The organism is Micromonospora sp. NPDC049201 (genome assembly GCF_055586805.1).
In genome coordinates this window covers 35259-48751 of record NZ_JBVJHM010000006.1, presented here as the reverse complement: position 1 = coordinate 48751, position 13493 = coordinate 35259, and the positions used below count along the sequence as shown (strand labels likewise).

10 protein-coding genes are annotated in these 13493 nt (G+C 73.3%); 4 read left to right on the top strand and 6 right to left on the bottom strand.

Annotated elements, in window-relative coordinates; genetic code table 11:
• Positions 1-30: 30 nt before the first annotated feature.
• Positions 31-531 carry a transcriptional regulator NrdR gene (gene nrdR / locus ACZ6O5_RS14365; protein ID WP_465977308.1) on the bottom strand — a complete coding sequence of 167 codons (501 nt, stop codon included), beginning with the start codon at positions 529-531 and terminating at the stop codon, positions 31-33.
• 465 nt (positions 532-996) lie between these two features.
• On the opposite strand from nrdR, the gene lexA reads away from it, so the two are divergent.
• The gene (gene lexA / locus ACZ6O5_RS14360; RefSeq protein WP_465977306.1) at positions 997-1779 is read left to right on the top strand and encodes a transcriptional repressor LexA; all 783 of its coding nucleotides are present in this window, start codon (positions 997-999) and stop codon (positions 1777-1779) included.
• Between the two features lie 75 nt (positions 1780-1854).
• Here lexA and ACZ6O5_RS14355 read toward each other — a convergent pair whose 3' ends face one another.
• Positions 1855-3612: a hypothetical protein gene (locus ACZ6O5_RS14355; protein ID WP_465977304.1), complete on the bottom strand. Its 1758-nt coding sequence runs from the start codon at positions 3610-3612 to the stop codon at positions 1855-1857.
• Positions 3613-3661: 49 nt separating this feature from the next.
• A complete protein-coding gene (gene hflX, locus ACZ6O5_RS14350) occupies positions 3662-5125 on the bottom strand; it encodes a GTPase HflX (protein WP_465977302.1) in 1464 nt (487 codons plus the stop codon).
• A 200-nt stretch (positions 5126-5325) separates the two neighbouring features.
• Here hflX and ACZ6O5_RS14345 point away from each other — a divergent pair, with 200 nt between their 5' ends.
• Positions 5326-6798 (top strand): NAD-dependent malic enzyme, encoded by a 1473-nt coding sequence (locus tag ACZ6O5_RS14345; protein ID WP_465977300.1) that lies wholly within the window; start codon positions 5326-5328, stop codon positions 6796-6798.
• A 689-nt stretch (positions 6799-7487) separates the two neighbouring features.
• Here the strand turns inward: ACZ6O5_RS14345 and dapF are convergent.
• Genes dapF through ACZ6O5_RS14330 form a run of 3 tightly spaced genes read right to left on the bottom strand, consistent with a single transcriptional unit; the run spans position 7488 to position 10015 of the window.
• The gene (dapF, locus tag ACZ6O5_RS14340) at positions 7488-8333 is read right to left on the bottom strand and encodes a diaminopimelate epimerase (RefSeq protein ID WP_465977298.1); all 846 of its coding nucleotides are present in this window, start codon (positions 8331-8333) and stop codon (positions 7488-7490) included.
• A 7-nt stretch (positions 8334-8340) separates the two neighbouring features.
• Positions 8341-9246, bottom strand: coding sequence for a tRNA (adenosine(37)-N6)-dimethylallyltransferase MiaA (miaA, locus tag ACZ6O5_RS14335; RefSeq protein ID WP_465977296.1), 906 nt, complete (start codon positions 9244-9246; stop codon positions 8341-8343).
• A 49-nt stretch (positions 9247-9295) separates the two neighbouring features.
• Entirely contained in the window at positions 9296-10015 is a 720-nt protein-coding gene (locus tag ACZ6O5_RS14330) for a class III extradiol ring-cleavage dioxygenase family protein (RefSeq protein ID WP_465977294.1), read from the bottom strand.
• Positions 10016-10215: 200 nt separating this feature from the next.
• On the opposite strand from ACZ6O5_RS14330, the gene ACZ6O5_RS14325 reads away from it, so the two are divergent.
• Both ACZ6O5_RS14325 and ACZ6O5_RS14320 read left to right on the top strand, forming a co-directional pair.
• Positions 10216-11424: a DUF349 domain-containing protein gene (locus ACZ6O5_RS14325; RefSeq protein WP_465977292.1), complete on the top strand. Its 1209-nt coding sequence runs from the start codon at positions 10216-10218 to the stop codon at positions 11422-11424.
• 359 nt (positions 11425-11783) lie between these two features.
• Entirely contained in the window at positions 11784-13415 is a 1632-nt protein-coding gene (locus ACZ6O5_RS14320) for a cellulase family glycosylhydrolase (RefSeq protein WP_465977290.1), read from the top strand.
• Positions 13416-13493: the final 78 nt, after the last annotated feature.

Sequence of the window (13493 nt, the reverse complement as noted above, 5' to 3'; positions counted from 1 at the left end):
GCCTGGTCGAACCTGTCAGAATCAGAGATGTCAGTTGATCGCGCCGGCGGTGTCGCCCGCCGGCATGTCCGCGCCCCCCCGGGCGCGCGCGGCGGCCCGCAGCGTCTCGATCTCCCGCTCGAAGTCGGCGAGCGAGTCGAACGACCGGTAGACGCTGGCGAACCGCAGGTAGGCCACCTCGTCGAGGTCACGCAGCGGGCCGAGGATGGCCAGCCCCACGTCGTGGCTGGGAATCTCCGCCGCCCCCTTGGCGCGTACGGTCTCCTCGACCTTCTGTGCCAGCAGCGCGATCGAGTCGTCGTCGACCGGCCGGCCCTGGCACGCCTTGCGCACCCCACCGATGATCTTGGTGCGACTGAACGGTTCGGTCACCCCGCTGCGCTTGACCACCGCGAGCACCGCCTCCTCGACGGTGGTGAACCGCTTGCCGCACTCCGGGCAGGACCGCCGCCGCCGGATGAGCTGGCCGTCGTCGGCCTCCCGCGAGTCGACGACCCGGGAGTCGGCGTGCCGGCAGTACGGACACCGCATCGCCCGACCTCCTCCATCGACCACGGGCACAGCTACCGACTCCCGGGCACGCGTCGACCCGGCGGAGCCATCGTGGATGGCCGTCGCCGGATGTGCGGTGCGGGAGTGCGTTCGGTAGTGGAAACCCAACCTGTAGGCAACTTACGCCCATGTGACTACTACATCTAGGGGTTGACCGTATGCCGTCCCCCCAGCGAGGTCAAGTTGGTCGGCGTGTCCGGCGCGTCACCCGTCGAGGAGACCAACGCCGACCCGGCACCCCCGGTCACGGGGCGTCGGGATGGAACACCCGTTCGAGTGCGGCGTACCATTTATCAGAACAAGCGTTCGGAAATCCAGGATTTCGGCGCGACACGCCGACAGCAGGTCGTACAGATGTTTGAAAATGGCCGATCTCACCTATACGGTCGGACCACACGCACCACGAGCCGACGAGGCACCCAGCGCCGACCAGGGAGGACGGACGTGACCGAGGACCGGGCCAGCCGGCAGAAGAACCCGCAGCCGATCGACGGGGCGGGGCCGCCGGCGACCCGCCGACCCCGCGCCGCGCGCAGTCGGGCCACCCAGCCCGCCGTGCGTCCGGTCACACCGGTGGTCAGCGCCTTCCCCGACCCGGCCACGGTCGACCTCACCGCCCGGCAGCGCCGGATCCTGGAGTTCATCCGCACCTGGGTCGAGCGCCACGGCTACCCGCCGAGCGTCCGCGAGATCGGCGAGGCGGTCGGCCTGGTCTCCCCGTCCAGCGTCGCCTACCAGCTCAAGGAGCTGGAGAAGAAGGGCTTCCTGCGCCGCGACCCGAACCGGCCGCGCGCGGTCGACGTCCGAGCCCCGAGCGACGTCGACGACGAGGCCGCCCGCGCGCAGCGTCCCGCCCCGGCGTACGTGCCGATGCTGGGCCGGATCGCCGCCGGTGGGCCGATCCTCGCCGAGCAGGCCGTGGAGGACATCTTCCCGCTGCCCCGCGAGCTGGTCGGTGAGGGCGAGGTCTTCATGCTCCAGGTCAAGGGCGACTCGATGCTCGACGCGGCGATCTGCGACGGCGACTGGGTGGTCGTCCGGCAGCAGCCCAACGCCGAGGTCGGCGACATCGTGGCGGCCATGCTCGACGGCGAGGCGACCGTGAAGACCTACCGCCGCCGCGACGGACACGTCTGGCTGATGCCGCAGAACCCGGCCTTCGACCCGATCCCGGGCGACGACGCCACCATCATGGGCCGCGTGGTGGCGGTGCTGCGCCGGATCTGACCGGCCGACTGACGCACGAGGGGTGACCGGTGGCCGGTCACCCCTCGTTCGCGTCGTGCTCAGGAGCGGTCGTGCTCAGTAGCGGTCGCCCCGGGGTTCCCGGCCACCGGGGACCGGCCCGTACTGACCGCGCTCGCCGTAATCGTCGTCGCGGCGCCCGCCGCGCGGATCCCGGGGATCGCGCCGCGGCGGCTCGGCCCGGCCGCCGTCACCCCGCCGGCCACCACCGGGCTGCCCGCGGTGACCCGCGCCACCCGGGCCGCCACCCCGGCCGGCCGGACGCGCACCACCCTGGCCGCCTCCTGCACCGCCGTAGACGCCGCCACCCGAACCGCCCCGCTCACCGCCGGTGCCACCGCCCGCGCCGCCACCGCCGTAGACGCCACCGCCCGGTGCACCGCCACCGCCCTGCGGCCGGCCACCCTGGGGACGGCCCCCACCCGACCGGCCGCCGCCGCCCGGCGCAGCGCCACCGCCCGGAGGCCGACCGCTGCCCTGGGCACCGCCTCCGTACACGGCGCCGCCCTGGGGCCGGCCCCCGCCGTACACCCCGCCGGCCGGGCGCTCCCCGGCCGGGGCACCGCCGTAGACGCCACCGCCCTGCGCGCCGCCGTAGACCCCGCCGCGTGGCGGTGCGTCCGGCCGGTTGCCGGGCGGGGCGCCGCCGCTCACCGGGAACTCGTCGCTGCGCTCGGACTCGTCGGCCGGCGCGACGGGCGCCGGCTTGCGCCGGGCCCGCAGGATGCCGAAGACGCCGGCGCCGACCAGCAGCGCACCGAGCACCCCGACCGCGGCGATCAGGTACGTGATCTCGTCGAGCGACAGCCCTTCCAGCCAGGACTTCTCGGCGGCCGGCCGGGTCTCGACCTTGCCGCCGTTGGGCAACGCCTCCACCCCGGTGGTGGCCGGCGTGTAGCCGAGGATGTCGATCGGGTCGGTCGGGTCGAGCGAGCCGCCGTCGGAGACGGTGACGAACGACTTGCCGTCGGAGGTGTAGGAGATCGCCTCGCCGAACGGGTCGGCCAACGGCGTCACCCGGGGCTTACCGCTGGTCAACGCCTTGAGGATGTCGCCGCCGGCCACGTCGAACTCGAACGCGTCGGCGTACGTGCGCAGCACGACCCTGGCGCCGTCCGGTGAGCGGGCGGCGCCGGTGACCAGCGCCCGCCCCGGCGAGCCGAGCTTGTTCTCGGTGTTGGTCTTCGGCAGCGTGACCTCGCCGACCTTCTTCATCGGGATCGGCTCGGGGTCGCCGCCGGCCTTCAGCTTCGCGGTCGGCGTGAACACCTCCGACTTGCCGGAGAGGTCCTTCGTGATCACCAGCGGCAGGTTGTCGTCGCCGACCAGCAGCGCCTCGGCGTCGTGCGGCTCCTTGCCCGGGTAGGCGAGCCGGTGCAGCACCGGATCCTTCGACCCGGACAGCGGCATCGTCCAGACCGCGACGCGTTCCCGCCGGGTCTTCTTCTCGATGTTGTCGCCGGTGTCGGCGACCCAGAGCGTCTTGCGGTCCGGCCCGAGCGCCAGGTCCTCGGTGTCTAGCGGGCCGTCCCCGGAGTATCGGATCTCCTTGTCGACCTTGCACTTGGCGTCCAGGTAGAAGACGCGCTTGCGACTCGGGTCGTCGGAGCCGTCGTTGATGACGACGTACCCGTTGCCGGTGGCGACCAGGCCGGACAGCTCGCGGAGCCGGTCGTCGGCGACCGTGCACTTCTTCTTGGGAGCCGCGGCCAGCACCGGAGCCGCGGCGGGGGCCGCCGGGGCCGGCCCGGCCGGCGCCACGACCGCGCCGACCAGGCCGAGCGCGAGCGTGACCGAGGAGACAACGTGCCGCATGGCGCTCAGTGTCGCACGAGCCGGGTTTCGGGCGGGTGACGCCGGACGGTCACCGCCCGGCGCCCACCCGATCGTCGTTGGTGAGCCGGTCACCCGCGCGGTAGGGCGCCAGCTCGGCGGCGAGCGCCTGACCCACCCGCACGTGCAGCAGCGTGCCCTCGGGCAGGTGCGCGGTGCTCAGCACCTCGCCCTGACGGTGCACCCGGGCCACCAGGTCACCCCGGTCGTACGGGAGCACCGCGCGGACCTCGACCGCCGGCCGGGGCAGCCGACGCTCGACCGCCTCGCGCAGCTCGTCGACCCCGCGCCCGTTGTGCGCGGAGACGAAGACCGCCTCCGGCCAGAGCCGCTTGAGCCGCAGCATCGTCTCCTCGTCGGTGGCGTCGGTCTTGTTGACCACCAGCAGCTCGGGCAGCCGGTCGGCGCCCACCTCGGCGAGCACCTCGCGGACCGCCCGGACCTGCTCCTCCGGATCCGGGTGGGTGCCGTCGACCACGTGCACCACCAGGTCGGCGTCGCCGACCTCCTCCAGCGTCGAGCGGAACGCCTCGACGATCTGGTGCGGCAGGTGCCGGACGAAGCCCACCGTGTCGGAGAGCGTGTAGAGCCGCCCGTCGGAGGTGGTCGCCCGGCGGGTGGTCGGGTCCAGCGTGGCGAACAGCGCGTTCTCCACCAGCACGCCCGCCCCGGTGAGGCGGTTGAGCAGGCTGGACTTGCCGGCGTTGGTGTAGCCGGCGATGGCCACCGCGGGCACCGCGTTGCGGGAACGCCGGGCGCGCTTCGTCTGGCGTACCGTGGTCATGCCCTTGATCTCGCGGCGCAGCCGCGCGATGCGGTGCCGGATCCGACGGCGGTCGGTCTCCAGCTTGGTCTCACCCGGGCCACGCAGACCCACGCCGCCGCCGGCGCCACCGCCACGACCGCTACCACCGGTCTGCCGGGAGAGCGTCTCACCCCAACCGCGCAGGCGCGGCAGCAGGTATTCGAGCTGGGCCAGCTCGACCTGCGCCTTGCCCTCCTTGCTCTTGGCGTGCTGGGCGAAGATGTCGAGGATCAGCGCGGTGCGGTCGACCACCTTGACCTTGGTGCGCTGCTCCAGGTTGCGGAGCTGCGACGGGGACAGCTCACCGTCGCAGATCACCGTGTCGGCGCCGGTGGCGAGCACCACCGCCCCCAGGTCGTCGACCTTGCCCCGACCGATGTACGTCGCCGGGTCCGGTCGGCTGCGGCGCTGGATCAGCCCTTCGAGCACCTGCGAGCCGGCCGTCTCGGCCAGCGCCGCCAGCTCGGTGAGGCTGTTGTCCGCGTCGGACTGGGTCCCCTCCGTCCAGACGCCCACCAGGACGACCCGCTCCAGCCGGAGCTGGCGGTACTCGACCTCGGTGATGTCGGTCAGTTCGGTGGAGAGGCCAGGGACCCGCCGCAGTGCCTGCCGCTCCGACAGCTCGTACTCACCGGTGGTGGTGTCGAGCTCGTCGTCCTCGTAGGGGTGGAAGGTCTCCTGCTCGCGCAAACCGCGTCTCCTGTCCGTTATGTGCATCGCCGAGCACTTTCGGCGCGTGACAGCAATCCTGACACGTGTCAACGCCGGGCGCACCCGCGTTATGCCCGTGGCGCTACCCACCGGTAGTGGGGCCGGATGCCGGTCGGCCCGGGTGGGCGGGTAGAAATGCCAGTCGAGCCGCTCAGCGTCGACGGAGGAGTTGTTTTCTCGTGGCCATCACCCGACTGCCGAGTGCCGGATTCTCGATCACGATCCGGATCGCGGTGCCCGCCGACGCCTCCTCCATCGGTCGACTGACCACCGCGGCGGGCGAGGCCGGCGCCATCGTCACCGCGCTGGACGTGGTCGACTCCGACCCGACCAACGTGATCGTCGACCTCACCTGCGACACCGCCGACGCCGGCCACGCCGACCAGGTCGTCGACGCGCTCACCGCGCTCGACGGGGTGGACGTGCGCAAGGTCTCCGACCGGACGTTCCTGCTGCACCTGGGCGGCAAGATCGAGGTGACCCCGAAGGTCGCGCTGCGCACCCGCGACGAGCTGTCCCGGGCGTACACCCCGGGGGTGGCCCGGGTCTGCATGGCGATCGCGGAGAACCCGGCCGACGCCCGACGGCTCACCATCAAGCGCAACACGGTCGCCGTGGTCAGCGACGGCTCGGCCGTGCTCGGCCTGGGCAACCTCGGGCCGGCCGCCTCGCTGCCGGTGATGGAGGGCAAGGCGGCGCTGTTCAAGCGCTTCGGCGGCGTGGACGCCTGGCCGGTGGTGCTGGACACCCAGGACACCGACGAGATCGTGGCGATCGTCAAGGCGATCGCGCCGGCGTACGGTGGGATCAACCTGGAGGACATCGCCGCGCCGCGCTGCTTCGAGATCGAGGCCCGGCTGCGCGAGGCGCTGGACATCCCGGTCTTCCACGACGACCAGCACGGCACCGCGATCTGCGTGCTGGCCGCGCTGACCAACGCGCTGCGCGTGGTGGGCAAGCAGCTCGCGGACGTCCGGGTCGTGGTCTCCGGCGCCGGCGCGGCCGGGACCGCGATCATGAAGCTGCTGCTGCGTCAGGGCGTGGGCGACATCATCGCGTACGACCGGCAGGGCGCGCTGCACCGCGGGCTGCCCGACCTGAACCCGGCCTGGCAGTGGCTGGCCGAGAACACCAACCGGGAGAACTACACCGGTGACCTGGCCGGTGCGGTGCGCGGCGCGGACGTGTTCATCGGGGTGAGCGCGCCCAACCTGCTCACCGGCGACGACGTGGCCGCGATGGCGAAGGACGCGATCGTCTTCGCGCTGGCCAACCCGGACCCGGAGGTGGACCCCCGGGAGGCCCGCAAGCACGCCGCCGTGGTCGCCACCGGCCGCTCGGACCAGCCGAACCAGATCAACAACGTGCTCGCCTTCCCGGGCGTGTTCCGCGGCATGCTCGACGCGCACGCCGAGGAGTTCACCGAGGAGATGGCGATCGCGGCGGCCCGCGCCATCGCCGACGTGGTCGGCGAGGAAAAGATCAACCCCACCGTGATCGTGCCGAGCGTCTTCGACTCGCGGGTCGCCCCGGCGGTGGCCGCCGCGGTACGCGCCGCCGCGCAGAACCCGGCCGTCACGCCGCCGCCCGCCGCCGACCCGGGCCCGGCCGACCTTCCCGAGATCGCCGCCAACGCCAGCGCCACTCCCTGACGGCGCCACCCGACCGCGGGCCCACCGCCCGCCTTAGCTGCCACCCACCCTTGGCCGCCCGCCTCCGCCGCCGCCCCCACCGCCTCGCCACCCGCCTTCGCGGCATGCCACGCCCGCTCGCTGCATGCCGCGCCATCTCTGGCCGCCCGCCCTTCGCGCCGCCGCCCTCACCGCCTGGCCGCCCGCCCTCGCTGCATGCCGCGCCATCTCTGGCCGCCCGCCCTTCGCGCCGCCGCCCTCACCGCCTGGCGGCCCGCCCTCGCTGCGTGCCGCGCCATCTGGCCGCCCGCCTTCGCTGCATGCCGCGCGCTGTCTGGTCGCTTGCCTAAGCTGCCGCCGGCGTGTCGCGGGCCGGCGTGTCGCGGCCGGCAGAGGTGCGACTGTGCAGCGATATACCGCTGCGTCATAAATATGACCAGGTGGTATATCGCTCCTGAGCCCATCCGTCTCCCGGGCCGTTACCCGGCGTCACCAATGCCGCCCCCAGGGGGCGACGCAGCCGAGGGCGACGCCCCGGCGGGCGACACACCCTGGCTGGGGCGACGCCCCCTGGCTGGGGCGACGCACCCTGGCGAGACAGACGCTCCCGGCTGGGCAACGCCCCGTGCGAGGCAAGCGCCCCGGCTGCGGCGACACCCCGCGTGCGGGGCAACGCCCCGTGCGACCGGCGCCGGACGGCGAGGCGCGGGTCAGGGACGCAGTGCGGCGCGGGTCAGGGTGCCGGTGGCGACCAGCACGGCAGGGCCGGCCAGCCAGCAGGAGTCGGCGGTCACGGTGACCGTCAGGCGGCCGCCCGGGACGTCCACGGCCACGACGCCGTTCTCCCGACCCATGTCCCGCAACGCCACCGCCGCCACCGCGCACGCGCCGGTGCCGCAGGAGAGCGTCTCGGCGGAGCCCCGCTCGTGGACCCGCATCAGCACGTGCCCGTCGGTGCCGTCGACCGGCTCGCCGGGCGTGGTGAACTCGACGTTGACGCCGGCCGGGAACGTCGCGGCATCGACCTCGGGGGCGCGGGTGAGGTCGAGGGCGGCCAGGTCCAGCGCGGCGTGCAGCGCACACACCAGGTGCGGGTTTCCGACGTCCACCGCCGCGCCGGTCAGGGTCAGCCCGCCCAGTGTCGCGGTGGCCGCGTCGTGCAGGCGTGGCCGGCGCATCTCGACCGCCACGTCCGCGCCCTCGACGCGGGCCCGGACCAGACCGGCCCGGGTGGCGATCGGCAGCGTCCCGCCCGACGGGGCGACAAGTGACCGCTCCAGCAGGTAGCGCACGAAGACCCGGGCCCCGTTGCCGCACATCTCCGCGAACGAGCCGTCGGAGTTCCAGTAGTCCATGAACCACTCGGCCTCGCCGGCAAGCGCGGCGCCGTCGGGGTGCTTCGCGGCGCGCACCACCCGCAGCACGCCGTCGCCGCCCAGCCCGCGTCGTCGGTCGCAGAGCGCGGCGACCAGGCCGGGCGTCAGGTCGAGCGTGCCATCCGGGTCGGGCAGGATGACGAAGTCGTTGCCGGTGCCGTGCCCCTTGCTGAACTCCACGGTCCCATCATCCCCGATGCCCGTCGGCGATCCGCAGCGCCGTGTCGACGAACCCGGGGGCGGCCGAGTCGAGCCAGTGCACGCGCGGATCGCGCCGGAACCACGAGCGTTGCCGGCGGACGAAGCGGCGGGTGGCTCGGATCGTCTCCTCGTACGCCTGCGTCTCGGTCAGCTCACCGGCCAGGAACCGCAGCACCTGCTGGTAGCCGAGGGCCCGGCTGGCCGTCCGGCCCGCCGGCAGCCCCGCGCCGACCAGCGTGCGCACCTCGTCGACCAGGCCGTCGGCCCACATCCGGTCCACCCGCAGCGCGATCCGCTCGTCCAGCGTCGCGGTGTCCAGGTCCACGCCGAGCTGCACGGACGGGTAGTACGGCGTGGGCGCCGGCAGCGACGCGGTGAACGGCGCGCCGGTCAGCTCGATCACCTCCAGCGCCCGGACGATCCGCCGGCCGTTGCCGGGCAGGATGCCGGCCGCCGCCACCGGGTCCGCCGCGGCGAGCCGGGCGTGCAGCGGGGCCGGGCCGACCTCGGCCAGCTCCGCCTCCAGCCGCTCCCGCAGCGCCGGGTCGGTGCCGGGGAACTCGAACTGCTCCAGCACCGCCCGCACGTAGAGCCCGGAGCCGCCGACCAGCAACGGCACCCGCCCCCGGGCGAGGATGTCGTCGACCGCCGCGCGGGCCAGCTTCTGGTACTCGGCGACGCTGGCCGGCTCCGTCACCGGCCAGATGTCCAGCAGGTGGTGCGGCACGCCCTCCCGCTCGGCCGGGGTCAGCTTGGCGGTACCGACGTCCATACCCCGGTAGAGCTGCATCGAGTCGGCGTTGACCACCTCGCCGTCGAGCGCGTGCGCCAACGCGATGCTCAGCGCCGACTTGCCGGCCGCGGTCGGCCCGACCACCGCGACGACGGTCACGACAGCTCCCCGTTCCCGACTGCGGGGCTCGCAACCTCACTCCTCGCGCTCACACCTGCTCCCAGTTCGCCACGAAGTACGCGACGCCGTAGGGCGCCCGGTGGTAGCTCAGCTCGCCGCGCCAGTCGCCGCCCGCCGCGCCCACCGCGCCGGCCAGCGCCTGCCAGGGCGCCCGCCCGGCGACCCGCAGCTCGGCGGAGAGCACCGGGTCCAGGCCGCGCAGGGCGTCGGCGTCCGCGCCGGCCAGGGCCGCGGCGACCACCTCGTCGTACGCGGGCGCGCGCGGGTCGTCGTACCCCGGCGCGGTGACGCCCCGGCAGGCGGACCCGTCGCCGAGCACGAGCAGCGCGACCCGCGGATCGTCGTCGGCGATCAGGCTCGCGCCGAACGCCGCGCACTCCGCCGGTGCGGCGTCGTGGGCCACCGACCGGGCCAGGCGGGGCAGCCCGGTGCCGGAGCGGTTCAGCAGCCAGGCGCCGATGGTCAGGCTCAGCGGCAGGATCTCTCCGCCGGAGCAGGAGATCTTCCACAGCCGCACCGGCCTGTCGAGCCCGAAGCCGCGCAGAGAGCCCGAGTCGGCGGCGTTGAACCGGACGGTCCCCGGTCCCCCGCCGACGAGCAGGATCGCGTCGGGCTCGGCGGCGAGCAGCCGGGCGACCGCCGCGTCGGCGGCGGCCCGCAGGTCGTCCAGCTCGGGCGCGGCGGCGCCGGCCAGCTCGGGCACGAGCAGCGGCGGATGGGGGCAGACGGCGGCGGCGACCAGGGGCACGACCCCAACCTAGCGGGACACCCCGGTGCGTCCCGCGCCGATCCGGTCATCGAGGGCGTACGACACCGTATGGTCACGGTCGACGACAGGCGCTCGACACGGACGGGGGCGGACCTGTGACAATGCCGGGAGAAAGTTTGCTGCGCCGTGGCGGCGACCGAGGGCTGTTCCCTCGGCGCCGGGAGAACGAGGATGGGCACATGAGCGACTGGACTGCCTTCGGACGGGTCGACGAGGACGGCACCGTCTACGTCAAGACCGCCGAGGGCGAGCGGGTGGTCGGATCCTGGCAGGCGGGGGCCCCGGAGGAAGGGCTCGCCCACTTCGCCCGGCGCTTCGCCGACCTGGTGACCGAGGTGGACCTCACCGAGGCCCGGCTCAACTCGGGCGCGGCCGATGCCGGCCACTCGCTGACCACGATCCGCCGGATCCGCGCGTCACTTCCCGAGGCGCACGTGGTCGGGGACATCGACGCCCTGGCCGCCCGGCTGGACAAGCTGGCCGCCGTCGCCGAGGAGAAGGCCGACGAGGCCAAGGCGGCCCGGGAGGCCGCCCGGGGCGAGGCGCTGACCCGCAAGACCGCCCTGGTCGAGGAGGCCGAGAAGCTGGCCGCCGAGTCGACCGGCTGGAAGACCGCGGGCGACCGGCTCAAGGAGATCCTCGACGAGTGGAAGACCATCCGCGGCGTCGACAAGAAGACCGACGGTGAGCTGTGGAAGCGGTTCGCCGCCGCGCGGGACGGCTTCACCCGGCGCCGGGGCGCCCACTTCGCCTCCCTCGACCAGCAGCGCAAGCAGGCGCAGACGGTCAAGGAGGAACTGGTCGCCGAGGCCGAGAAGCTCAAGGAGTCCACCGACTGGGGCGTCACCGCCGGCCAGCTCAAGGACCTGATGGCCCAGTGGAAGGCCGCGCCGCGCGCTGCCAAGGAGGCCGAGCAGAAGCTCTGGGAACGGTTCCGGGCCGCGCAGGACGAGTTCTTCACCCGCCGCAGCGAGGTCTTCTCGGCGCGGGACAACGAGCAGAAGGTCAACCTGGAGCGCAAGCAGGCGCTGCTGGTCGAGGCCGAGGCGCTCGACGTCGACGGCGACCCGAAGGGCGCCCAGGCGAAGCTGCGGGAGATCCAGGCGCAGTGGCACGAGGCCGGCCGGGTGCCCCGCGAGGCGGCCGCCGGCCTGGAGCGCCGGCTGCGGACGGTGGACGAGAAGGTCCGCCAGGTGATGGACTCGGCGTGGCGGCGCACCTCCAAGGAGGACAATCCGCTGCTGGCGCAGATGCGCGCCCAGGTGGCCGAGGCCGAGGAGCGGCTGGCCCGGGCCCAGGCGGCCGGCGACGCCCGCCGCGTCAAGGAGGCCGAGCAGGCCCTGGCGTCCAAGCGCCAGTTCCTCCAACTAGCCGAGCAGGCCGGCTGACCCCCCCTCCCCCTCCCCCTCCCCCTCCCCCGCGCGCACATTCACGGAAAGAGTGCCTATTCCACGCCGAATAGGCACTCTTTCCGTGAATCAGCGTGGAAAGGGGGGCGGGGTGCGGTGGTGTGTTGACGCATCGAGGTGGGCTGATCAGAATGGGCGGCGGAGTCAGGTTGTGATGCCGGCGCAGGGCGTCGACGGGTGATCGTGCCGTCGAGGAGCGCCGGTGTTTCCCCGCGGGTGGCCGTCCACGTGACCGGCCCGGCGGACGCTGTCCGCGTACTCGATGACGAGCGGGTCGGGCCTCCTGGTCCTGCCGCCCGCGGCGCCCGAGCGGCGCGGGCATCCGAAGTGGAGCTCCCATGCACCGACGCACCGCCCTCGGCGGCGCCCTGACGGCGCTCGCCACCGCCGCGGCCGGCATCCTCGTCGCCGCGGCCGTCAGCACCACCCCGGCCGTCGCCGCGGCCGGCGGCACCGGCACCGGTTACCTGCACACCAACGGCAACAAGATCGTCGACAGCACGGGCGCGACCGTCCGGCTGACCGGCATCAACTGGTTCGGCATGGAGACCGACAACAAGACGTTCCACGGCCTGTGGTCGAGCAACCCGTGGCGCGGGCAGCTCGACACCATGGCCCGGTTGGGCTACAACACGCTGCGCATCCCGTTCTCGAACGACTCCATCAAGCCCGGCGCGACGGCGACCGGGATCAACGACTTCGTCAACCCGGACCTGATCGGGCTCTCCCCGTTGCAGATCCTGGACAAGGTCATCGACTACGCGGGCAGCAAGGGGATGCGGGTCATCCTGGACCGGCACCGGCCGACCTCGGCCGGGCAGTCGCCGCTCTGGTACACCTCGGGCGTGTCCGAGGCGACCTGGATCGCCGACTGGAAGACGATGGCCCAGCGGTACGCGAACAACCCCACGGTGATCGGCGCGGACCTGCACAACGAGCCGCACGCCGAGGGCACCAACCCGGCCGCCACCGGCGCCTGCTGGGGCTGCGGCGACACCGCCCGGGACTGGCGGCTCGCCGCCGAGCGGGCCGGCAACGCGATCCTCGGCGTGCAGCCCAACTGGCTGATCTTCGTGGAGGGGGTGAGCTGCCCGAGCGGCGGCCTGTCGAACGTCTGGGACAACGACCCCAGCAACGACGAGGACTGCGGCTGGTGGGGCGGCAACCTGTCCAAGGCCGGGCAGTTCCCGGTGCGGCTCAACGTGGCGAACCGGCTGGTCTACTCGCCGCACGAGTACGCCACCTCGGTCTACCGGCAGGCCTGGTTCGACGACCCGAGCTACCCGGCGAACATGCCGGCGATCTGGGACAAGTACTGGGGTTACCTCTACAAGCAGAACATCGCGCCGATCATGATGGGCGAGTTCGGCACCACGCTCCAGGACCCGAAGGACAAGGTCTGGCTGGAGAACCTGATGGCCTACACCGGCACCGGGGTCAACGGCATGTCGTTCACCTACTGGTCGTGGAACCCGAACTCGGGTGACACCGGCGGCATCGCCAACGACGACTGGACCACCGTCAACCAGGCCAAGCAGGCCATCCTCCAGCCGTACCTGATCCCGCCGACGGGTGGCGGCAGCACCAGCAGCCCGTCCCCGACCGGCACCCCGAACACCTCGCCGGCACCGACCACGCCGGCACCGACGACGCCGGCGCCCAGCGGCGGCTGCACCGCCAGCTACAAGCAGACCAACGCCTGGGCCGGCGGGTTCCAAGGCGAGCTGACCGTCAAGAACACCGGCACCGCCGCGCTGAACCCGTGGTCGGCCACCTGGACGTGGCCGTCCGGGGTGACGCTGGCCAGCGGCTGGAACGCCACCGTCACGCAGTCCGGCACGACGGTTACGGCCGCCGCGCCGAACTGGGCGTCGTCGCTGGCACCGGGTGCCTCGGTGACCGTCGGCTTCACCGCCAACGGCACCGCCGCCGCCCCCGCCACCGTCAAGCTCAACGGCACCGCCTGCTGATGGTGCAAGGAGGGGCCCCCTTTTAACGCATTCGGTAGAGGAGGGGCCCCTTCTTAACACCTGGTGTTAAGAAGGGGC

Excerpts from the sequence above, each read along its gene's own strand:
- ACZ6O5_RS14325 (WP_465977292.1), top strand. The coding sequence starts at position 10,216 with ATGAGCGACTGGACTGCCTTCGGACGGGTCGACGAGGACGGCACCGTC.
- ACZ6O5_RS14355 (WP_465977304.1), bottom strand. The coding sequence starts at position 3,612 with ATGCGGCACGTTGTCTCCTCGGTCACGCTCGCGCTCGGCCTGGTCGGC.
- nrdR (WP_465977308.1), bottom strand. The coding sequence starts at position 531 with ATGCGGTGTCCGTACTGCCGGCACGCCGACTCCCGGGTCGTCGACTCG.
- ACZ6O5_RS14320 (WP_465977290.1), top strand. The coding sequence starts at position 11,784 with ATGCACCGACGCACCGCCCTCGGCGGCGCCCTGACGGCGCTCGCCACC.